The 20,841-nt window shown below is 47.6% G+C and carries 19 protein-coding genes; 9 read left to right on the forward strand and 10 right to left on the reverse strand.

Annotation, left to right across the window (positions count from 1 at the left end):
- Window positions 1-140: 140 nt before the first annotated feature.
- Genes G8768_RS03055 through G8768_RS03080 form a run of 6 tightly spaced genes read right to left on the reverse strand, consistent with a single transcriptional unit; the run spans window position 141 to window position 6,582 of the window.
- Complete coding sequence (locus G8768_RS03055) at window positions 141-1,280, reverse strand: HD domain-containing phosphohydrolase (RefSeq protein ID WP_166851564.1); 1,140 nt, start codon at window positions 1,278-1,280, stop codon at window positions 141-143.
- Window positions 1,281-1,295: 15 nt separating this feature from the next.
- Window positions 1,296-2,465, reverse strand: a complete 1,170-nt coding sequence (locus G8768_RS03060; RefSeq protein ID WP_166851560.1) for a response regulator — start codon at window positions 2,463-2,465, stop codon at window positions 1,296-1,298.
- A gap of 29 nt (window positions 2,466-2,494) precedes the next feature.
- On the reverse strand, window positions 2,495-4,669 hold the full coding sequence (locus G8768_RS21120) for a PAS domain-containing sensor histidine kinase (RefSeq protein WP_166851557.1): 2,175 nt from the start codon (window positions 4,667-4,669) through the stop codon (window positions 2,495-2,497).
- The gene (locus G8768_RS03070; protein ID WP_166851537.1) at window positions 4,666-5,403 is read right to left on the reverse strand and encodes a c-type cytochrome; all 738 of its coding nucleotides are present in this window, start codon (window positions 5,401-5,403) and stop codon (window positions 4,666-4,668) included. The genes G8768_RS21120 and G8768_RS03070 overlap by 4 nt, the downstream gene beginning before the upstream one ends.
- Window positions 5,355-5,672 (reverse strand): plastocyanin/azurin family copper-binding protein, encoded by a 318-nt coding sequence (locus G8768_RS03075; RefSeq protein WP_166851535.1) that lies wholly within the window; start codon window positions 5,670-5,672, stop codon window positions 5,355-5,357. The genes G8768_RS03070 and G8768_RS03075 overlap by 49 nt, the downstream gene beginning before the upstream one ends.
- A 10-nt stretch (window positions 5,673-5,682) precedes the next feature.
- Complete coding sequence (locus G8768_RS03080; protein WP_166851532.1) at window positions 5,683-6,582, reverse strand: cytochrome-c peroxidase; 900 nt, start codon at window positions 6,580-6,582, stop codon at window positions 5,683-5,685.
- Window positions 6,583-7,554: 972 nt separating this feature from the next.
- On the opposite strand from G8768_RS03080, the gene G8768_RS03085 reads away from it, so the two are divergent.
- The 4 genes from G8768_RS03085 (at window position 7,555) to G8768_RS03100 (ending at window position 12,017) form a co-directional block, all read left to right on the forward strand.
- Complete coding sequence (locus tag G8768_RS03085) at window positions 7,555-7,809, forward strand: hypothetical protein (RefSeq protein ID WP_166851529.1); 255 nt, start codon at window positions 7,555-7,557, stop codon at window positions 7,807-7,809.
- Window positions 7,810-7,837: 28 nt separating this feature from the next.
- Window positions 7,838-8,323, forward strand: a complete 486-nt coding sequence (locus G8768_RS03090; RefSeq protein WP_166851526.1) for a CPBP family glutamic-type intramembrane protease — start codon at window positions 7,838-7,840, stop codon at window positions 8,321-8,323.
- 577 nt (window positions 8,324-8,900) lie between these two features.
- Entirely contained in the window at window positions 8,901-11,303 is a 2,403-nt protein-coding gene (locus tag G8768_RS03095; protein WP_166851523.1) for a TonB-dependent receptor, read from the forward strand.
- 471 nt (window positions 11,304-11,774) lie between these two features.
- The gene (locus tag G8768_RS03100; RefSeq protein WP_166851520.1) at window positions 11,775-12,017 is read left to right on the forward strand and encodes a hypothetical protein; all 243 of its coding nucleotides are present in this window, start codon (window positions 11,775-11,777) and stop codon (window positions 12,015-12,017) included.
- Window positions 12,018-12,142: 125 nt separating this feature from the next.
- Here the strand turns inward: G8768_RS03100 and G8768_RS03105 are convergent, their stop codons facing one another.
- Window positions 12,143-13,006: a YicC/YloC family endoribonuclease gene (locus tag G8768_RS03105; protein WP_166851518.1), complete on the reverse strand. Its 864-nt coding sequence runs from the start codon at window positions 13,004-13,006 to the stop codon at window positions 12,143-12,145.
- Window positions 13,007-13,140: 134 nt separating this feature from the next.
- On the opposite strand from G8768_RS03105, the gene rph reads away from it, so the two are divergent.
- The gene (rph, locus tag G8768_RS03110; RefSeq protein WP_341800991.1) at window positions 13,141-13,869 is read left to right on the forward strand and encodes a ribonuclease PH; all 729 of its coding nucleotides are present in this window, start codon (window positions 13,141-13,143) and stop codon (window positions 13,867-13,869) included.
- Between the two features lie 143 nt (window positions 13,870-14,012).
- Entirely contained in the window at window positions 14,013-14,384 is a 372-nt protein-coding gene (locus tag G8768_RS03115; protein ID WP_166851513.1) for a VOC family protein, read from the forward strand.
- 54 nt (window positions 14,385-14,438) lie between these two features.
- Here G8768_RS03115 and G8768_RS03120 read toward each other — a convergent pair whose 3' ends face one another.
- Window positions 14,439-16,568, reverse strand: coding sequence for a molybdopterin-dependent oxidoreductase (locus G8768_RS03120; RefSeq protein WP_166851510.1), 2,130 nt, complete (start codon window positions 16,566-16,568; stop codon window positions 14,439-14,441).
- Window positions 16,569-16,674: 106 nt separating this feature from the next.
- Between G8768_RS03120 and G8768_RS03125 the strand changes: the two genes are divergently transcribed.
- Window positions 16,675-17,205 (forward strand): GNAT family N-acetyltransferase, encoded by a 531-nt coding sequence (locus G8768_RS03125; protein WP_166851507.1) that lies wholly within the window; start codon window positions 16,675-16,677, stop codon window positions 17,203-17,205.
- Here the strand turns inward: G8768_RS03125 and G8768_RS03130 are convergent.
- Both G8768_RS03130 and G8768_RS03135 read right to left on the reverse strand, forming a co-directional pair.
- Entirely contained in the window at window positions 17,202-17,621 is a 420-nt protein-coding gene (locus G8768_RS03130) for an SMI1/KNR4 family protein (RefSeq protein WP_166851504.1), read from the reverse strand. The genes G8768_RS03125 and G8768_RS03130 overlap by 4 nt on opposite strands.
- Window positions 17,622-17,623: 2 nt before the next feature.
- Window positions 17,624-18,163 (reverse strand): DUF2058 domain-containing protein, encoded by a 540-nt coding sequence (locus G8768_RS03135; RefSeq protein WP_166851502.1) that lies wholly within the window; start codon window positions 18,161-18,163, stop codon window positions 17,624-17,626.
- 244 nt (window positions 18,164-18,407) lie between these two features.
- Between G8768_RS03135 and G8768_RS03140 the strand changes: the two genes are divergently transcribed.
- Both G8768_RS03140 and G8768_RS03145 read left to right on the forward strand, forming a co-directional pair.
- Complete coding sequence (locus G8768_RS03140) at window positions 18,408-19,349, forward strand: winged helix-turn-helix domain-containing protein (protein WP_166851500.1); 942 nt, start codon at window positions 18,408-18,410, stop codon at window positions 19,347-19,349.
- Between the two features lie 464 nt (window positions 19,350-19,813).
- The gene (locus tag G8768_RS03145) at window positions 19,814-20,839 is read left to right on the forward strand and encodes a hypothetical protein (protein ID WP_166851497.1); all 1,026 of its coding nucleotides are present in this window, start codon (window positions 19,814-19,816) and stop codon (window positions 20,837-20,839) included.
- The last annotated feature ends 2 nt before the right edge of the window (window positions 20,840-20,841 follow it).

Genomic DNA, 20,841 nt, shown 5'->3' on the forward strand with positions numbered 1-20,841 from the left:
TTTGAGCCTTGGGGGTAAATATGGGGCTTAATAAGAGTTGCAGCGATTCAGGTGAGGAGAGTTTTGCCGGCTAGATGGGATGGTTTGACGCGGGCAAAAAGGCCGGAAATCCGGCCTTTACTGATACAGAAGAAGCGAGGCTACTTAGCCACGATAAAGACCATATCCGAGATGGATTTGCTGCGTTGAAAGCTGTTCAAGCGCGAGATAACCGCATCGCTGGTTTTGATGCCCTTGGACAGCAGCAATGTGCCGGCTTCGGTTTCCACGTCTCGGGCCAAGGTCATGCTGGTATCCAGCTCTGAAATATTGATCAGCTTCTCGCCCGTATGAGTAATGAACTTGAGTGATTTCTTAAACAGCTCGATTAGCTTGGGGTCATAAAGAATGCCAGATTTGGCTTCCAGCTTTTTCATGGCAATATCGGAGTTACCAAATAGCGACTCATAGTGGTCGAAATCGATAATCACCTTAAGTAGGCGTGAGGCCACCGGGATATTGCTACCGTCCATTTCTATATCGGGGAAGCCTGAGCCGTTAAAGTTCTTATTCTGATACCGGATTGAGTTGGCAACATCTTCCATGCGGGGAATTTTGCTGATGAGCTGATGAGCCAGCTCCGGATGATGGTTGTACATCTGCACATAGTTGGCATCCAGACGCTGCCCCTGGTTGATGGCTTTAATGGCTTCATCGGGCATGCTGACCAAACCCACAAGGCAGAGCATGGACAGGGCTTCATAGCGCCAGGTGTCTTTTACCCCCAGCAATTTTACACAGCGAGTGACATGGTCTTTCAAGCGTGAGGTGCGACCAAAGATTTCCGGGCTGGCCAGGGCCAGGGTTTCGCTCAGGGCTTCGATGCTGGAGCGCAATGTATTTTCCAGCAGATCATCTTCCAAAGTGGTGAGCTTGTATTGCTGAATGGCGGCATGCAGGGTTTCAGAAACAAATTGGGGCGTGGAGGGTTTGTTAATAAAACGGAAGATGTTTCCCTGATTGATGGCATCAATCGCGGTTTGCTGATCGGCATTACCGGTTAACATTACCCGTACGGCATTGGGCTGTACATCCTTGGATTTTTCCAAAAACTCGATGCCGTTCATGTCGGGCATTTGCATGTCGGAAACAATGACCGAAAAGGAAACTTCGGAATCCAGAGCTTCCAGGCCCTTGGGGCCGCTCTCAGCAACATGGACGTCAAACTCTTCGCGAAGATTCCTGCGAAAGGCGCGTAATACATTGGGTTCGTCGTCGACTAATAATACAGAGTGTTTCATGTTGGCCTCGTTTCCTTAATCCTGGCTGTCTGCGAGCAGCAGCCAGTTGTCGATAGTTTCCTGTTCAAAATAAGTTAAAAGGGTTTTCTGATGATGACGCTGACCTTTTTTGATCAGCAAAACTTTATGGGCTATAAACACCAGTTCGGCCGGATTCAAACCATCAAAGTTCAAATGCTCCGGCTGATGCAATAGCGCCAGACTGCTGGAAATACTTGAAGGTAATCCCCAAAGATCCAGCAGATAGGCGCCGACAATATCGTGACTGAAACCAAACACTTGCTGTTCGGCACGGATGGTATCCATGTCCGGATTTTGGCAAAGCGCTTCGACGCCTTCGTATTGTTCGGCCAATTCGTGGCGCAGGATGATTTCGCCAATGTTGTGCAAGAGCCCGCCTGTATAAGCTTGATTGACCAGTGATTTATCGCAGCCCGCCTTACTGGCAATTTGCTTAGCGAGCATGGCAGTGGACTGACTGTCGAGCCAGATGTTTTCCAGTTTTTCCTTGGGCACGCCCGTTTCTGAAAACTGTTCAAAGATTTTAATGGTCAGAATCAGGCTCTTAATGGTATCGATACCCAGGTAGTTAACGGCGTCTACAGGGGAGTCGATATTGCGGTTCAAACCAAAGTAAGCGGAGTTACAGATTTGCAGTAACTTCGCGGTCATACTGACATCCGCACTGATCAGCTCGGAGATGGTTTGAAGGTTGGCGTCTTCTTTTTTTAGCTCATTGTTAATGTCATCGTATATTTGGGGCAAGCTGGGCAAATTTTCCAGTTTGGAGATGGCCGTCGTTAAGGCTTCATTTGAGAGCAGGTGCTTAAGTTTGAGTGCTTTTTCCACGGTAGATTTGATGGTTTTATAATCCGTGGGCTTTGGCAGGTATTGATGGGCCACTTTGACGCAGCTCAAGATTAACTCGGTCTCACTGTAACCGGACAGGACAACCCGCAGGGTGTCCGGATAGGCATCCTTGATTTGCGTGAGCAGCTCGACGCCGTTCATTTTCGGCATGCGCATGTCACTGATGATGACATCAAAGGCTTCTGCTTTCATCAGTTCAAGGGCTTCCTGGCCCGAGTTCGCAAAGCTCATCGACCATTCCTTTCGAGCTGGATGCAAAACTCTTCTCAGACCTTTCAGTACATTTTCTTCATCGTCAACAAAAATAACGTTCATTTTCATTATCCTGCAATTAGCACCTGCCTCTAACCCTCAAGTGGAAGTATGATGTGAAAGACAGTTCCCTTTCCTTCGTCACTGTCTATATTGATCGAGCCATTATGCTTATCCCTGATCACCGAGTAGGAAATGGATAATCCCTGGCCAGTACCTTTGCCGACTCCCTTGGTGGTAAAAAAGGGATCGAAAATCTTATTGAGAATGCTCTGGGGAATACCGCAACCATCGTCGTGAATCGAAATCAGCACATTGTCACCCTGTTTGGCGGTGACGATTTTGATTTTGCCCATTCCACTGCCCTGATATTTTTGTTCAATGGCATGGGCTGCGTTCACAATGATGTTCAGGAAGACCTGATTCAGTTCACTGGGGTGGCAGCTCAGGGGTGGCAGCTTGTCTTCAAGCTCGAGGGTCATCTCGGCAAGATACTTCCATTCATTCTTAGAAATAATAGATGTGCTTTCGATCGCTTTATTCAGGTCAATTTTCTGTTTTTCCTCACCGTCCGGATGGGAGAAATTTTTCATGGCGCCGACGATTCGATTAATTCGGTCCAGGCCCTCCTTGGACTGCTGGATAGCATCGGGCAATTCCTCTTCAAGAAATTCAAAGTCGATGTCTTCCAAAATACTGTTCAGCTTTTCCAGGCTGATGTTGTCAGAGTCTGACTGAAGGCTGTCTTTGACATAGGAAATCAGATCTTTACTTGAAGATTCGATAAAGGTGAGATTGTCACCAACAAACTGTGCCGGGGTATTGATTTCGTGAGCGATACCCGCTGCCAGCTGACCGATAGACTCCAGTTTCTGGGCTTGCCGAAGCTGGGCTTCAATTTCCTGATTTTTTAATTCCTGAATTTTTTGTTTGGATATATCGATGTAGACCCCTCGAAGACGATGCAGCTTTCCATTTTTATAAACCCGGGTGATAATGCCCTTCAACCATATTTTTTCCTTATTCGCCCGCTGACTGCTGAATTCCATCTGAAAGCTGTTATTGCTGTTGGGGTCTTCCAGCATTTTTTCTGAAATGGCACTTCGGTCAGTACCTTCCATAAGCGTGCCAATCACAAAGTTACCTTTGGTGAATTTTTCGGGTGTAAAACCAAGAATTCGTTCCACCTGCTCACTCACATAGGTATATCGCATGGTTTTGGGATCACCTTCCCAGAGAATGCCGTCAACGGAGTTCGTCAGGGCGGTCAGCTCATCATTGGATTCCTGCAACTTTTCAAACAAGGCCGTAGATTTGTTTACCTGGCTTTGCAATTGATTTTTGGCCTCTTCCAGTTCTTTGGTTTTCAGTTTGACTTTGTGGTTGATCACCCGGGTTTCGATGGACTTTGTGCGAATGTAATAGAGACTGGCCAAAGTAAGCGTCAAACCGAAAATAAAGGGCAGATAATCCAACCAGCTATCCAGTTTGTAGAAATCATTGCCGGGGTCAAAGGCTATGGATATTTCCAGATCGGCGTATCTCGCCACATAGGGGAGCAATATCAGATTATTACTCTGGGCTTTCAGCTCACCAACACTGACGGGGCCTGAGAGTGTATTTGGATGCGTGTATAGATGATTAAAGCCCTGTATGCGGTTACCTGTGTAGAGATGCGTTTGTTGCCATTCTTCGCTGGATCGTTCAATAACTTTGGCCAGCAGGGTTTCCAGGCTGCTGCAAATAATCAACCGAGAGTTCATGTGCTCGGGGATCTTTGTGACCATACACATTTCGTTGTGCAGTTCATCTTCCGACTTGATCAGAATGCTGAATTGATCCGGTTTGTTTTCAAGATCGACCAGTGACTTCAAAATATCCGATTTCAAATCAAGATCGGAGACCTCTTCCAAAGAATGCAGGGCAGCCTTACCATTGTTGTCTTCAAGGTGAATATAAAAGGATTCATAATTGGAAAGCCTTTTAACCAAGTGAGCCGCCTTGGTCTTATAGGTTTCGATATCATTAGAGTTGTGCTCAGATACCTCCGAAATTGACTTGGCGAGGATGTCGGAGTAATCCTGTTTGTTTTTGAGCGTATCACCAATGATCAATGTTAGGCTGGCGATCTTGGATTCGAAATCGATTGCCTTCTGTTTGCGATATTCCTTGATATTAGAATTTTGTGCGAGGATAGATACAGAGAGCCCTATGGCAAGCACAAGAAAGAATATCAGCACATCTTTTCGAGTATTTCTAATTTTCATTGTCTTATCGAACGGATATAAATCACCAGAGATTCCACTTCATGGCTGAGCAGTTCATACTTCCAGGCCGGCATCTTGCTGGAGCGTCCGAGTTTTCCGCCGCCGTCCATAATGATCTGTTTTAAGTAAGCTGCGTCCTGCCGGCTTTGGGTTAAATCAAACGGTGGAGGGTTGTTGATGACTTTGCCTGACAAAACGCCGTCCCCTTCTCCATTTTCACCGTGACAAATTTTGCAGCGCGTTAAATAAATTTGCCTTCCTGTTCGTGCGCTGCTGGGAAGGTTTTTTGAAGCAATATCGATATCATCTCGGACGGATTCGCTGTTGTTGCGAATCTTTATAATGAATTGTGAAACGGCCTGGATTTCCTGGTCACTAAGCTCGCCTTTCCAGGGAGGAGAGAGTGGGCTCATATTCCCTTTTGATCCGCCCCAACGGATGGCATCGACAATTTGTTTTAGTTCATGTCCATACTTGGGTTCGAACAGACTGGTGTTCGGGTATTGCTGGAGCGACAGAGGAATGTAGCCGTCTCCGTAGCCATAGTTCCCATGGCACAGCGCGCAGCGTTCAATATAGATCGCTGCGCCGGAGCTATTTACGGTGTCCTTTTGTTCAGCTGCACTGTTGTACTGTGCGAGCACCAACAAAAGCAGCGCGGCAATGGTATGCCTCAGCAGGTGGATTACTTTTCCACTTTGATTTTCATTTTCATAAAAGGATGTATGGCACATTGCACGACAACCTCTCCTTGTTTTTCAAATTTAACCGATTTTGAACTCCCTTTCGCATAAGACCCTAAATCAAATGCTGTCGTTTCAGACATACTGTAAACATTATGAAAAAACGGATCCTGATTGGTGAAATGGACAACATCGCCCACTTTTACCTTCAAGGTTTTTTGGGAAAATGCTTTGTTCTTCTGCCCTACTTCATGCTCGTCCGAGTATGTGTTTGAGCAAATAGCGATGCCTAATGAAAATACTATTGCTGCGAACTTCATGGTCTCTGTCTCATTGTAGGGTTTTGAGAAAGGCGACGAGTTTTGATTTGTCTTCCTGACTCAATGTTATGTTAATTAAACTTGGAGAGAGGTTTTCTTTCGCGAGAATACCGTCCTGGTAATGATCGACGACTTCTTCCAGTGTATTGGCACTGCCATTGTGAAAATAGGGCGCCGTTAACGGTGTACCGCGCAGACTGGGTGTTTTAAAGGCACCTTTCATAATGTTCAGCGGAGTTTGATTGAAACGCCCGAGGTCTGCTGATTGCCCTTCCAGTTTGGCAAGGCCGATGTTGTGAAAACCATGATCGGTAAAATTGGGTGGGTTGTGGCAGTTAATACAGCCGCTTTTCTGGCCATCCAAAAATAATCTGAAGCCTTCTCGTTCTTCTAATGTCATGGCGTTTTTATCGCCTTTTAGCCAACGATCAAAACGTGTATTGCGCGACACTATGGTTCGTTCAAATTCTGCAATGGCGAGTCCGACTTTATGGATAGTGATGTCATTGCTGTCGAAGGCGGCGTCAAACAGCTCGGAATAGGACGGGTTCTGTTCAATCCTCTTGACCAGCAAATCGGCATTCAGCCCCATTTCTTCCGGATTAAAAATAGGCATCAGAGCCTGGTGCTCCAGACTGGGCGAGCGTCCATCCCACATAAATGTGAGTGAATAAGCGGTGTTGATAATAGAGGGTGTTGCCCTTCTCAAAGTCTTGTTTTTCAGACCTGTTGCTGTTGCCTGGCCATCTGCCCATGCTTGATCAGGCTTATGGCAAGTGGCGCATGAAGTACTGAAATCAATACTCAAATTGCTGTCAAAAAAGAGCGCCTTCCCCAGAGCGGCAAGCTGCTGGTGACGTTCCTGATAGCTGATTTCAGGCAGTAGCCACTGTTGTTTTAACAATTCCATTTCTCCCTTCTCGAAAGGGGATTCCGCTAAGCAGGGACTTACGCAGGCTAATGATAGATACATCCAAACTTTCATAACGCGACATACCTAGTTTTAATCAGTACTTCGGTACTAGTTATGTATTCCTGTTTTATACAAATATAGGACAAGAACGTGATTTGGCAATTATTGGCGTGACTACATTGAGCCTTTCGGGAAGAAAGCGATGAACTGTCGTTTACTTCAACTCTACATAAAAAATTCTGATGGAGAATTGAAAATAAATAAGCTGTAAGTGATCAGGAAGGTGCTGGTTTGTAGGGTAAAAATGACAGCCCTAAGGAAAAATTTTTAGGTTTTTTCAACGAAAAAGGCGATATAAATCAGAGTAATTTACTGGGTATATTCAACGTCTGGTGTACAGGCATTCGATAAATAAAGGATTCGCGGCGCCATATATAAAACATAAGATCAGTCCGTGATCTAGAGTTCGTTAACTGGCTTTTGGGCCCCGGTGATTTGGTTTCAAAAGCTTGACGATAAGCTCAATTCACAGAAAGAAAGCTTAAGTAGAAGTTCTTAGTCGAAATAGCGCATTTTGGTAAGATAGAGCCATTTAAATGGTAATGATTATTATTTAACATTTGTGCCTGTCGTTGGCTAACCAGCCTATTATTGGAGTCACAATGCGCCTTATAAAGCTATCCAGGCTTTATTGCCTTAACGTTCGTTCTAGCAGGAATTCTGCTCAGTTTTGCTCAGCATCAAACACTGACGTAGATGATTTTCGAATCTGGAATGACTCCAAATTCAAATGTACAGCTAATCGGGACGCCGGCGACGTTACTTTGATACTCGAGCAGGTCTCTCTTGTCTGAGAGCATGGCTTATTGCCTCGTGTTTAATAGGAGGAAGGTGGCTTTCGTAATCTGAGTAGTAGGCGGTCTGAAGTGTTTGACTCAATCAACTAATTTATACAGTAGGCATAACTCCATGATTAAAGAATTATCGATAGAACAAGTTCAGTTTGTTTCTGGTGGCAATAGCGAAAGTGAAGAGCACCAGTGGGAAGATATTAATTGGAATGTTGGCATAGTGAATGGAACTATTGGGCAGGCCATAAACGGAGTTCAAGACTATTACGAATTCCTCTCAGACATTTATTCGGATATATGGGACTGGTACGCGGGCGAAGCGTCAGATTCTTGGGCCACGGTTAAAGCGTTCTATGGTGATATGGTTAATTAATCTGTAACTATCAGGGATGGGCACCTATATGGACGAAAGATTAAAGTATAAGTTTTTTCTCATTCAAACATTGGGTGCAACGCTGGCTTGTTATTTCATTTCAATCGTTTGTGATGTATTTCGTGTTCTTTATGTGAATGCTTTTACTGAGTCAAATTATTCCTTCTTTGTTATATTTCAGGGATATATAAATGATGATGCGTCGTCAGTCCAAAAGTGGGAGGCGTACATATTTTCCCCCATCCTTGAAACACTTTTTTTTCAAGTGTTTTTAGTTTTTATACTTGAGAAAAAAATTAATAGGCAATGGTTGATCGCTATATTTATATCTTTTGTTTTTGGCTATGCTCATACTTACAGATTTTCCACAATAGCTGCTATATGCATAGGCATTAGTGTGCTTCCTATTACATTGGCATACATTCACGGCACTAAGCGTATTGGCAGGAAGCTTTCAGCGTTTTCAGCGATGATTGCTCATTCATTACTTAACTTTCTTTTCTCGGCATACTAAGTTTGGTTTGGTAGGTTTTAGTAATTAGAGTTTCTTCTCAATAACTCTTCGTTGATATTGCTAGAGGACCTCAGAAGAGTAACTCCGAATAAGAAAAGCCTGGAAGTTTTACCGATCTACTAAGCCTATGGCAGCCTCAGTGGAAACCCTGTGCATTGTATAGTTAGTCAACTTGACAGCAGCACAAAGCATTTAGGAGGTTATTACCCTCCCTTGGGGTCGCCAGGATGAGGGCGACAGTGCTTATGGCTGCAGCGACAACGTAAGTTTGATGTGTTGCGTAACCCCTCAGCTGGCTTCATTTGTTATTGCTCCCAAGGGGAGAATTCTCAATTTTGGTCATTCATTAGATAAGTCACCTGACTCAGGTCTTAATCCATAAGCTATGGAGTCTTAGGCAGATCAGCAGCTTCGGGAATTGGTCGGCCCCACAAAGGTAGGTGAATGTTCCTAAATGAAACTGATCATATTAATAAAATAGACCTATTTATATGATAATGATAATCATTTAATATTTGGCCCCATTTTTGGGGCTGATAGTTGGTAGTTGCCCAGCCCCCACACTATTGGAGCCACTATGCACCTTACCAAGCTATCCAAAGCGATTGCCTTAACAGCCGTCCCAGGAGGACTTTTCCTCGGGTTTTCCAACGGTTCCGCAGCAGATACCAACGCCGAACTGGAAGAAATGACGGTCTACGGACGCCACAACCAGTTAATTCTGGAATCGGGAACGGCAACCAAATCCAATATGCAGCTCATCGAGACGCCGGCGGCGATTGTTGTTGTCGACCGCGCTCTGCTGGATGCTCAGGCGGCTACAACATTGCAGGAATCTCTTCGCAATGTCAGTGGTCTGGCCCAGGCCGGTAATAACTACGGAATTGGCGACAATCTACAGATTCGTGGTTTGGGTGTGAACTATGTCTACGATGGTATGTACGCCGGTGCTGATCTTGGTAACAGCTACAACCCTACCCGCTCCACGACCAACGTTGAGTCTATTGAAGTACTGAAAGGCCCGGCGACAGGTTTGTATGGCATTGGTTCGGCAGGTGGCGTCATCAATATGATTGAAAAGAAGCCCGAGTTTGAGCCTTCTCTAAAAACTCGCGCCAGCGTTGGTCGCTGGGGGCATTACAATCTGATGCTGGATAGCACCGATGCGTTGTCTGAGAACACCGCTTATCGTCTGGTAGTAAACCGTGAAGAAGAGGATGGTTTCCGTGATCTGGGCAGTGAGCGTTCTGAAGTTTACGGTTCACTGAAGTTTGTCGCCAGCGACCAGCATTCCTTGTTGTTATCTGCTGCTTACATCGATGACTCTGTGCAAGTCGATTCCATTGGTGATCCCGTGCGTATTGTGAGTTGGGACAGTGTCGGGGTTACTCCGACTCTGATTGGCCCTGATCTATTGCCCAATGACAATGATAGCGACGGCGATGGTGTTGTGGGCCTGCAACTGACCGACGAACAGCGTGCCCAGCTCGCGGCCAGTATTGGTGCCGAGGATGGCTTGCGCCCCTATGACTTGGGCAGTGGCTCTTTGATTTCTCCCTTATCACGTCCAAACGAAGGTAAGGAAAGCCGAATCAAATTACGTCACGACTGGACGATATCAGACAATTCTCTACTGACCCAGCAACTGTTGTACCGCGATTACGACTCTGAGTTTGTTCGTCAAACCGGAGCTTTTAATTATGTGTATTGGAATCGACGGGGCGAAATTAATTTGAATCCTCGTGCGCCACTGATTGTTGATGGTGAGCTTTATCCTTTCGCTGCGCGCCGTCAGGAATACCGCAAAGTTGAGTCAGAGGAAAAAACCTGGCAATACTTCGCGGATCTTAAACACGAATGGCAGAGTGGTTGGATTCGCGGTGAGCACTTGCTCAGTGTGAATTACGAGCAACGCGATATGGCCTTGAAGAGTTGGTCCATTTACGACGCTGACGGCAATCCCAATGGCAATGCGGTTCCGTATATTTTGGATATCCGTCAAGCAAATTGGGGTGCGGGTCGTTTCGAAGATTATTCACCCACCCTGAGATCAAATTATGATAAAGAAGTCAGTGCGTATGGCATCAGCTTCCAGGAAGTTGTGTATTTTACTGAGAAGCTGACCGGGCGTATTGGTGTGGCCTACAGTCGGATTAAGCAGACGTATCAGCATAAGGGTACGGACCGAAGTCCGGGTGAAGGTGAAGAAGCGGATACCAATGATTCCGGTAGCAGCTACAACGTTGGCTTGAATTATCGCGTCACGCCCCAGTTGGCAGCCTTTGTAAATGCCTCTCAGGGGCGTACGGCCTACAGTATTCTGGGTAGCATCAATGGCCAGAATGATCGCCCGGACTCTGAGTCCAAATCCCTTGATGTGGGTATGCGATTCACGGCGTTTGATGAGGATCTTCTGGCCTCTCTTGTATGGTTTGAAACACGTCGCACCAATCTTCGTTATAACAACCCGGATTTTAACGACAATCCGAATGATCCGGAATACAACGTCAATGTTCCGCGGTATTTCTTTGATGACGAAGACAATACCAAGGGTTGGGAATTCGATCTGAATATGGCTTTGAATGATCAGTTCAGTGTCAATCTTAATGGTACCTACCAAAAAGCGATTCAGATTCGTTCGGGAAGCCGATCCGGCCAGCGCAAGGGCATCCCTAAAAAGTTTGCCAGTCTTTGGGGTACCTACCATCATGATATTGCCGACGGCACTCTGGAAACCAGTGTTGGTGTTCGCTATGTCAGTGAGCGTAGCATTAACTCGGTCTCGTTCGGTCTTCCAGTTTCTGAACTCGAGAGCTACACCAGCTACGATGCGGCCATCAGTTACGAACTCAAGAAAATTAAATTGAGTTTGAATGTTGAGAACCTGACGGATGAGCGTTACTACGAGAAAGCTATGTTCCTGGGTGGTTTGCCAGCAAACAGCCGCAATGTGAAGCTAACGGTGGATTATGAGTTTTAACGGATACGTTAAATGTTAACGAGATGAGCCTTGGGTGCCGCTTGATAGAAAATTTGAAGGCGGCATCCAAGGTGATACTTCGAGTGCTTTGCAAATAAGATTCTCTTTCTAAGATCTCTGCGGTTTTGATAAAGGGCTCCAATTATGAGTACTTAAAAGCATGCCGCATGTCTTTCTTTGGGTTTGCCCGAACCGCCAGGATAGTTGTATCAATGCCTGGAAATTTAATAAAGTACTCGCTATGCCGAAGCCTTCCCTTGCATCGGTATGGAATCAATTACAATCGCCCTGTTTTTCTGTCAAATTTTATTGTTCTTGATCCCAGTGTCAGTTTATATGTCTAATTAAACTAGGATGAGTCTATATATGACCAGGAATCAGGTTCTAATTACGATTATTTTTTTCTGCCTACAATGCCTGGTCTTCTTTTCGGTGTTTCGAAGTTCCCTGTTTAATGTCGAGGGATTAGGTTTGATAGTTGGTTCTTTCCCTAATTTTATCGGGGGTGTGGTTGTCTGTCTGAGTATTTCAATTTTTGAGGGAAGAGTTTCTTATTCGATTTTTTATGGGGTGTTAGGCGGAGTTTTGTATGAAATTCTCCAGCTACTTATCACCTCACGTACGTTTGACTATTTTGATATTCTGGCAAGTGTGTTGGCTGGAGTCGTAGTGTTTTTATTTGGTATTGTTTTTGATAAAACCTTCCCAAGTTAAAAGGTTTGTTGATTTTATAAAATCTTTTCTAAGCGCTAAGAAACAAAACCGACCTCGATAGGTTATTTTTAATTCTGCTAGAGGCCGTTTGGATTTGCATATCAAAATGGAAAGTCGCTACGGTATCACTCAATATTCTGAATTTGCTCCCTCATCTGCTCAATCAACACCTTCAGCTCTACTGCGGCAGCGGTTGTATCGGTGACAATGGATTTAGATGAAAGGGTGTTGGCTTCTCGATTGAGTTCTTGCATCAGGAAGTCCAGTCGGCGGCCGATGGCGCCTTTTTGTTTCAGGGCGCGACGCACTTCGTTGACGTGTGTATCCAGGCGATCTAGTTCTTCATCGACATCGGCTTTTTGTGCCAGGATGACAATTTCCTGCTCGACGCGATCGGCATCCAGCTCGGCTTTCAGGTCGCTTAAGCGTTCCTGAAGCTTTTCCCGTTGCGCTTTCAGGATTTGTGGCATTAATCCTCGAACCAGTGTGACTTGCTCGCTGATGCCTTGCAAGCGCTGCTCAATCATATTGGCCAGCTCGGCACCTTCCCGGTTGCGGCTTTCGATTAATTGGTCGATCGTTCCATCGAATTGTTGCAAGGCATCGCGCTTGAGTTGTTCGGCGTCGACGCGATCTTCAACAATGACACCTGGCCATTTCAAAAGCTCGAGTGGATCAAGGGGGCTGAACTCGCCCTGGCTTTGTAGTTGCTTATTGGCGCTGATGAGTTGATCGATTAAATCCTGATTAAGACCTAGTTGCGCCTTCTCGCTAGTTCCGAGTTGGATGTTCAAATTGATATCGAGCTTGCCGCGGCTGAGCTTGTTGCGAATCTGTTCGCGCAGATTGGGTTCCAGGCTACGATGGGCTTCAGGCAGTCGGAAGTTCGGTTCAAGGTAGCGGTGATTAACACTGCGCAGTTCCCAGCTGATGCTGCCCCAGGAATATTGTTGTTCGGAGCGTGCAAATCCAGTCATACTGCGTGGCATAGTGCTTACCTTTTAATCAACTCATAAACTTGCCAGGACCCGGGAAGTGTTTCCGCAAGTCGCCTAGGGCGGAATCTTACCATAAAGGGTATACTGCCCGGCTAATTCAACACAAAGGTTTATCTATGAGCAGCATCGAGCGCCCCAGCGGCCGTCAACCCCAGGACCTACGCCCAGTGCGTATCACCCGTAACTTTACCTGCCATGCTGAAGGTTCGGTGCTGGTAGAATTTGGGAATACCAAGGTGATCTGTACGGCCAGCGTAGCAGATGGTGTGCCTCGTTTTATGCGTGGTGAAGGCCGAGGCTGGGTGACGGCGGAATATGGCATGCTGCCACGTTCCACGGGTGATCGTATGAACCGCGAGGCGGCTCGTGGTAAGCAAGGTGGTCGCACTGTGGAAATTCAGCGTTTAATCGGTCGCTCATTGCGCGCGGCTATTGATCTTGAAGCTCTGGGTGAAAACACCATTACGATTGACTGCGATGTGATTCAGGCGGATGGTGGCACTCGCACCGCTTCTATTACCGGCGCCTGTGTTGCCCTGGCTGATGCCATTAACTGGATGAAGGCCAATGACAAGCTGAAAGATGATGTTGAGCCTCTGGCGCGCATGATTGCATCGGTTTCTGTTGGTATCTATCAAGGTGAGCCCGTACTGGATCTGGATTACCCGGAAGATTCTAACGCTGAAACTGACATGAATATTGTGATGGCCAGTGATGGTGGCATTATTGAAATTCAAGGCACGGCGGAAGGTGAGCCTTTTACCGAGGCGGAATTTATGTCGATGCTGGGTTTGGCGAAAAGCGGCATTAAAGAGCTATTGGGTTTGCAGCAAGAGGCGCTGGCAAATTCCTGATTGTCAGAACATGTCAGTAGGGAAAAAGGCAGAGTAAAAAACTCTGCCTTTTTTGTTTGAGAGATGCGATAGTTAGGTCATCAATTGGGGTGTAGCTTGAGTGCGATACCTCGGTTCTATTCAAAAATAACAGGAGCAAGACCATGATCGGATACGTTACTTTGGGTACCAACGATTTTGCCAAAGCCGCTGATTTTTATGATGGCTTATTGGGTTCGATTGGTGCCACGCGTTTTATGGAAATGGATACTTTTATGGCGTGGGCGGTCGACCCGGGTAAGCCGATGATTTGTATCTCAAAACCATTTGATGGCAACGAAGCCACAGTGGGTAATGGCTGTATGACGGCGGTTGCTATGGATGCGCAAGATAAGGTCGATGCTTTTTATCACAAAGCCATCGAGCTGGGCGCCAGTGATGAAGGTAAGCCGGGTTCTCGCGGCGATGGCTTTTATGCGGCTTACTTCCGTGACCTTGACGGCAATAAGCTGTGTGCGTTCACCATTACAAGCTAAGCCTTGATTGCGTGAGGTCAGAGTGAGAACTCTGACCTCATTTATTTTCTGATTTTAAATCGCTTTTACTTCGACAGGTACGCCATTCAGCGCGGCATTACCTGAAACCTGATCGTAAAACTTTTCATCGGTAAGATCGTTACAATTAACACCGGCCTGTTCATTGGCAATGCTCATCTTCACCCCTTCTCGGGAGTTATGGCCCCAGCCGTGAGGAATGCTCACAACGCCTGGCATCATTTCATCTGTTGCTTTGACGGCCACTTTGAGTTCGCCGACCCTTGACTCGATGCTCACAGTATCACCATCATTAATACCGCGCTTTTCCAAATCCTTGGGGTGCATAAATAATTGCCAGCGATCTTTTCCTTTGGTTAAGCGATGGCTGTTGTGCATCCAGGAATTGCAATCGCGAACATGTCGCCGACCAATGAGCAACAGTCCATCTTGAGCTTGATGCCCGAGCTGTTCCTCCAGTCGGGCAACATCTTCTGGAATTAATTCCGGAAGGCAATGAATCATGCTGTCTTCGGTACACAAACGTCCTTCTGCGATTGAAGGCTTTAGGGGGCCGAGATCCAGACCGTGTTGATGTTTACCCAGCTCTTCGATAGTTAAAGCCCAATCATTATCGGCAGCTTCGCCATAGGGGCCCATCTGAATCGCAAAATCGATGATGTTTTTAGGTTCCGGTAGAGCCTGAAAATCAATGCCTTGTTTTTGCGCCAGGGCAGCGGCCAGCTCATTAAAGATTTGCCAATCGTGTTTGGCACCTTCGCTGGGTTCAAAAACCGCCTCATTAAAGCGAACGGTATTGCGTACCGCGAGCCTTAAAAATGCGAGATCAAAATGATCGTGCTCCAGGGTAGTGGTCGGTGGCAAGATGACATCGGCGTGGCGTGTGGTTTCATTGATGTAAATATCAACGGCGACCATAAATTCCAGTTGTTCCAACGCTTTATCAAGCTGTTGCCCGTTGGGTGAAGACGAGACCGGGTTACCGGCCATAATAAATAATCCTTTGGCTTGTCCTTCGCCTTCCGTCAGCATTTCTTCTGCCATGACGGCGGCTGGAATTTCTCCGTTGAACTCGGGCAGTTGGCTCACTCGGCTTTTCCAGCGACCAAAATTACCCGCACCGGCTTCGCCGGGTTGAACCATACCAACCGCAGGATGAGTTAGCAGTGTGCCGCCCTGCTTGTCGAGATTACCGGCCAGAATATTAATTACCTGAATTGCCCAGTTGCACAGTGTGCCGTACTGTTGAGTGGAAATTCCCATGCGACCGTAAAACGCTGCACGCTCTGTGTTGGCCAGTTTACGTGCAAGCTCCCGGCACTGTTCCGCGCCGATACCAGTATGGGCTTCGATAAGCTCGGGTTTGAAGGGTTTGGCCAGTGCTTCGATATCGGCAATGTCTTTCAGCAGGGGTTCGAGATGCCCGAGACGAATCAGGTTTTCTTCAAACAGGGTATGAATAACCGCCATCAGCAAAAAGGCATCGCTGCCCGGACGGATGGGCCAGTGTTCGCTGGCCACCTCGGCAGTTTCGCTGCGTCGCGGATCAATAACCAGAACCTCGCCATCACGTTGCTTGATGGCTTTCAAGCGTTTGGCGATATCCGGTACTGTCATCATGCTGCCATTACTGGCCATCGGGTTGCCGCCCATGATGACGAAAAAATCGCAGTGGTCAATATCGGCAATCGGTACTCCCAGTTGGTGCCCGTACATCCAGTAACACACCAGCTGGCAAGGCAGCTGATCGAGCGACGTGGCGGAAAAACGATTCTTGCTGCGCAGCAATTTCGATAGCATGCTGCCGTGGGTCAGGCTGCCATAGTTGTGCACATTGGGGTTGCCGGCGTAAATGGCGAGGGCATCTTTACCGTGTGTCTGTTGCAGTTTCACCATGCCTTCAGCGGCCAGTTCGATGGCTTCTTCCCAGCTGATTTCCTGCCATTGCCCATCGACTTTTTTTACCGGTTTGCGCAAGCGTTCGGGATCATTGTGTAAATCCTGCAAAGCGACGGCTTTGGGGCAGATATGTCCGCGCCCGAGTGGATCGTTTTTATCACCTTTAATCGACAGGATTTCCTCGCCCTGGGTTTTAATCTCAATGCCGCAGATAGCTTCACAGAGATTACAGGCACGGTAGTGGGTTTTAACTTCATTTGCAGACATGACGGCGCTCACGGATATTATTATTTATGAAAGTATTTAAGGGCTATTCGTCCTATTCCACAAGAGTGAAAACTGACATTTAGCAACCCTGAAGTTGGAGGGCAATATGAACATACCGGAACTGGAAACCGAGCGCCTGCGCCTGCGAGCGTGGCGGGACAGTGATATCGAACCCTATATTGAAATGTGTGCCGATGAAGAGATCATGCGTCATCTCACCGGCAAGCCAATGACCCGCCAGGAAGGCTGGCGTCACGCGGCCTATATCATTGGGCATTGGCAGCTGAGAGGCTACGGTCACTGGGCACTGGAGCATAAAGAAAGCGGTTTATTCGCCGGACGCCTGGGCTTTTTTAACCCGGAGGATTGGCCGGGTTTTGAAATAGGATGGGCCATCAGCCGCCCCTTTTGGCGTCAGGGCCTGGCGGAAGAAGGGGCTCGCAGAGCCTTGGCCTATGCTTTTGAGGAGATGGGACGTGAGGAGCTGATCAGTGTTATCAACCCCGAAAACACGGCGTCAATTGCCTTGGCTGAAAAATTGGGGGAACGCTACCAGCGCGACGATGAGGTATTCGGTCACAAGGTCTCGATTTATGGCATGAGCAAACGGGACTGGCTGGCGGCAAACAAAGCCTAGCTGTTTGCCCAGATGTCTCTCGCCCAGTGCCAGATCGATTCGGCGGCTTCTTCAGTATTGCCGTCGAAGTGCCACAGTACGATTTCGTCGTCCTGATTGACCGCATAGTAGCCTTCCGGGCAGGGGCAGATTGGCAGCAGTTCACGTGACAGGCCACGCTGCCATGCCTCCGGAGCCATATCCGCCAGGTAGCTGTGGGAGCTGGGGTCGGCAGCGGTTGCCGGTTCCAGGCTGCCGATAATCAGATCGCTGGCATGCAGCAGAAAGTCCCGGTAAATCGGAGGAATTGGCAGCAGAATGGCCTCTTCAATATCGACCAAATCGTCGTGCTCGGGGAGATCCAGAGGGACAGGAACACGTTCGGCGATTTCCTGCAGCGCTTCCAGAACTTCTTCAAAGTCTTCGTTTAAGGCCATGCTTACCACATCAGGTCGTCAGGGATCTGGTAGTCAGCGTATGGATCGTCTTCCTCCGCCACTTCAGTGCTGCGTTCGTTTTGCAGAACAACCCGAGCTTCATCGCGCTGGGCAATCTTGTCAGCCACCGCCTTGGGAACCAATTCGTAGGCTTCGCCTTCGGCCACAATGGCAATTTGGCCGCGTGCCAACTGGCCTTGCAGAGTTTCGTTGACGTAGATCTTTTTGATCTTCTTCTCATGGGTAAAGGAGTAAGCTACCTCGCCGTCTTTGCGGGAAATAGCATTCTGCTTGATCAGCTGACGAATCTGGGCCTGAATCTCTTTGGCTTCGATTTCTTTCTGGCGCTCCTGATTCATGGCGCGATCGCGTTCGGCTTTCTCGGCCAGTTTTTGTTTGGCTGCCAGCTTGATCTCGTCTTCCTGCTGGTGCCCTTTCGGTGTTTGCTTGGCTTTTTTGCGCTTCTCTTTGCTGATGGCCTTGGCCTTTTTCTGATCAACCAGACCGGCACCCAATAGCTGTTCTTGTAGGGATTTGCTCATTTCCCAAAATCCTGCTCTGAAACTGAAAGCCCTATTATAAGCAAACTCCTGCTTGTGCAGTAGATTAACGGGCATCTGTTTAGCAGCGACTTCGCAAGAGATCATGGAGGTTTTTTACAAAAGCCGGTTAAGCGCACGAAAATTACTAGTTTTAGGGGGCCATATTTCACGGGGGCTCACGTAACATTGTCGCCTCGTTTTTTGTGTCTCTACGATACTTTGCCCGAATAGCGATTAAACCTCCGTGTCCAGTGAACCTATCTATCATATTGCCCGTTTTCAGCTCGATCTCACCCATCGCCAGCTACGTTTTGCCAATGAACTGGCCAGCGATGATGAGAAGATCGTCCAGTTGCTATTGAGTTTGGTGGGCGCCTATCCGCAATCCGTGAGTAAGCAGGCCCTATTGGATGAGGTTTGGGGGGACGTGGTGGTGTCAGAGGCCTCTCTGGCCAAACTGGTCTCGGAGGCCAGGCGCCTGTTCAAGCGGTTTGACCCGGACGCGGAGCTGGTAAAAACCGCCCATGGAAAAGGCTATCGTCTTGGCGTTGAACCCCGCTTGATCTCAGAAAGCACCGCCGGGCCGCTCAGTGGCCCATCTGAATCCGATGACGTCATGGGTGAGAACGCGGAAAGCATAAGCCACAGTGATAAGAGTCACGGAGTTGGGAATACCCTTTCAGATAAGCGTGGCGCCACGAGCCCTGAGCCGGACAAGAAAAGTTCAGCGTTTGTTTGGGTGTTCGTTCTGAGTTTGTCATTGGCTGTCGTTCTCGCTTTCGCCGGCGGTGCTTATTTCTTTCCGAGAGAAAAAGCGCCGGATTCCATCGAAGGGCGCTGGCAGTTGATTGATAATAATGTAGTTACGAACACGGGCATTAACAGCGATGGCTTTCCCTACTGTGAAGATAATGTTGAGTATATGAATGCCAAACTGGTTCGTCGTGATAGCGCCTATTTTATGGTCACGCCGCTTCTGGAGATCAATCTGGGTTTGGACATCGAGTATGGAAAAACGGTGTGGGCCAATTTTAGTTATCGTGATGGTCACGGTACTACTCGGACTCAATTGGAACTGATCTTTGAAAGCCCGAGCAAACTCCTGGGGAAATCCAAGTGGACCTGGGAAATGGACGGAACTGGCGTACTCTGTGAAGGAATCAGCACCATGGTCAGTGAGCGCTAGTTTCAATTTCCTTTTTTCCACATCAGATTTTCTTTTTTGCACGATAAGGCCAGGCCATTCTGGCTATTCAAAAGTTTTCATAAATCATAAAAGCCTTTCAGGCCTTTGCTGATTGAGACGCTTATGGTGTCACGGTTGGTCAGGCGGCAGTACCTGAAAGGTGACGCTATCTTATTTTTCAGGCCGGTTTGAGAGTCCCTTCTGCTGCCCTGGCCAATGTCTTCATCCCTATATTCTGGAATGCATCTGTGCTGAAACCTCTGCGACAACATTTAGGGTCTTCAAAGGCACGTCATTCAAGAAATTTCAAAACTTTTTACAGGCTGTTCAAGTAATCCCTGGGCGCTCTTTTTACCATGCGCGTCAAATTTTAATGGCTCGATAAGTGCGCGTAATGAAGAAAACATTATTTGGCATTTCTAGAGCGAGTGTTTACTGAATCAATTGTGTTCAAGGATGAGAGGATGAAAAAAATCGTATCTGCCCTAATTGTCAGTGTTTCTATGCAGTGTATGGCGGCTGCCCCTCCTGGTCAGGTCGCGCGCATGCAAAATCTGGATTGTAATGCCGTGGTCAATGCCAGCGTGGCTGACTGCCTGGCCTTAAGGGATATTTATTTGAATAACGGTGGGGCAAGCTGGACCGGGGCTGATAACTGGGGGGACAACAATGTTGAGCTCTGGGAAGGTGTGAACACGCTGGCTGGGCGTGTTACGTTTTTGGGTTTGCAACATGGCCAAAGTGGGCAATTACCTGCGAGCATTGGCAATCTTACAGCGTTGGAGGTTGTTCATATAAACGCGCCGATTACTGGTGATTTGCCGGCAAGCATAAGCGCCTGGTCAGGTATACGGAATCTGGTTTTATTGGACCAGGTTCGCCTCAATGGTGTCATTCCCCCGGAGCTTTTTAGCTTAAGCACATTGCGCTTGTTAAGAATAACAACGCCCCATTTTTCGGGCAGTTTGCCTGATGGTTTGTCAGCGTTAACCGCATTAACTGATCTTGGAATTTCCCGCGGCTCTTATACCGGGAGTATTCCAACAAGCTGGTCGGCTCTGAGCAACTTACAGCGTTTCACATTGAGTCGTACAACTGTCAGCGGCAGCATTCCCGAATTCCTTTCACAAGTGCCGGGGAGTGTTGAGGTCCCTTTTAATCAGCTTAGTGGCGCTATTCCCGATACATTCGGAACCGATTTGGCGACGCCCGATGTCTTTCGTGCGCAGGCCAATTTTCTGGATTCAGATGCGGCGGGAGTCGCGTTGCTGAACACACCGGGACTGCGAGCGTGGGCGGAGTTTATCGGGCCGGGGCAAGCCAGTTTTCGTACGATAGGGGCTCAGAGAAGTGAGGCGACGGTTCCCTCTGCAAGTGCGGGGAGCGTCGCCTCAGTGCCGAGCAGCACAACTTGGAGTCTGTCTTTGCTAATGATTGTGATAGCAGGTTTTGCGGGACGCCATTTAAAAACGTCCCGCAGGATTCAGTAAAC

It is taken from the genome of Pseudoteredinibacter isoporae (assembly GCF_011602085.1).
Taxonomy (GTDB): Bacteria; Pseudomonadota; Gammaproteobacteria; order Pseudomonadales; family Cellvibrionaceae; genus Pseudoteredinibacter; species Pseudoteredinibacter isoporae.

Bases quoted from the DNA above. Each gene is read 5' to 3' on its own strand.
- G8768_RS03055 (WP_166851564.1), bottom strand. From the start codon at position 1,280: ATGAAACACTCTGTATTATTAGTCGACGACGAACCCAATGTATTACGC.
- G8768_RS03060 (WP_166851560.1), bottom strand. From the start codon at position 2,465: ATGAACGTTATTTTTGTTGACGATGAAGAAAATGTACTGAAAGGTCTG.
- G8768_RS21120 (WP_166851557.1), bottom strand. From the start codon at position 4,669: ATGAAAATTAGAAATACTCGAAAAGATGTGCTGATATTCTTTCTTGTG.
- G8768_RS03070 (WP_166851537.1), bottom strand. From the start codon at position 5,403: ATGTGCCATACATCCTTTTATGAAAATGAAAATCAAAGTGGAAAAGTA.
- G8768_RS03075 (WP_166851535.1), bottom strand. From the start codon at position 5,672: ATGAAGTTCGCAGCAATAGTATTTTCATTAGGCATCGCTATTTGCTCA.
- G8768_RS03080 (WP_166851532.1), bottom strand. From the start codon at position 6,582: ATGGAATTGTTAAAACAACAGTGGCTACTGCCTGAAATCAGCTATCAG.
- G8768_RS03085 (WP_166851529.1), top strand. From the start codon at position 7,555: ATGATTAAAGAATTATCGATAGAACAAGTTCAGTTTGTTTCTGGTGGC.
- G8768_RS03090 (WP_166851526.1), top strand. From the start codon at position 7,838: ATGGACGAAAGATTAAAGTATAAGTTTTTTCTCATTCAAACATTGGGT.
- G8768_RS03095 (WP_166851523.1), top strand. From the start codon at position 8,901: ATGCACCTTACCAAGCTATCCAAAGCGATTGCCTTAACAGCCGTCCCA.
- G8768_RS03105 (WP_166851518.1), bottom strand. From the start codon at position 13,006: ATGCCACGCAGTATGACTGGATTTGCACGCTCCGAACAACAATATTCC.
- G8768_RS03115 (WP_166851513.1), top strand. From the start codon at position 14,013: ATGATCGGATACGTTACTTTGGGTACCAACGATTTTGCCAAAGCCGCT.
- G8768_RS03120 (WP_166851510.1), bottom strand. From the start codon at position 16,568: ATGTCTGCAAATGAAGTTAAAACCCACTACCGTGCCTGTAATCTCTGT.
- G8768_RS03125 (WP_166851507.1), top strand. From the start codon at position 16,675: ATGAACATACCGGAACTGGAAACCGAGCGCCTGCGCCTGCGAGCGTGG.
- G8768_RS03130 (WP_166851504.1), bottom strand. From the start codon at position 17,621: ATGGCCTTAAACGAAGACTTTGAAGAAGTTCTGGAAGCGCTGCAGGAA.
- G8768_RS03135 (WP_166851502.1), bottom strand. From the start codon at position 18,163: ATGAGCAAATCCCTACAAGAACAGCTATTGGGTGCCGGTCTGGTTGAT.
- G8768_RS03145 (WP_166851497.1), top strand. From the start codon at position 19,814: ATGAAAAAAATCGTATCTGCCCTAATTGTCAGTGTTTCTATGCAGTGT.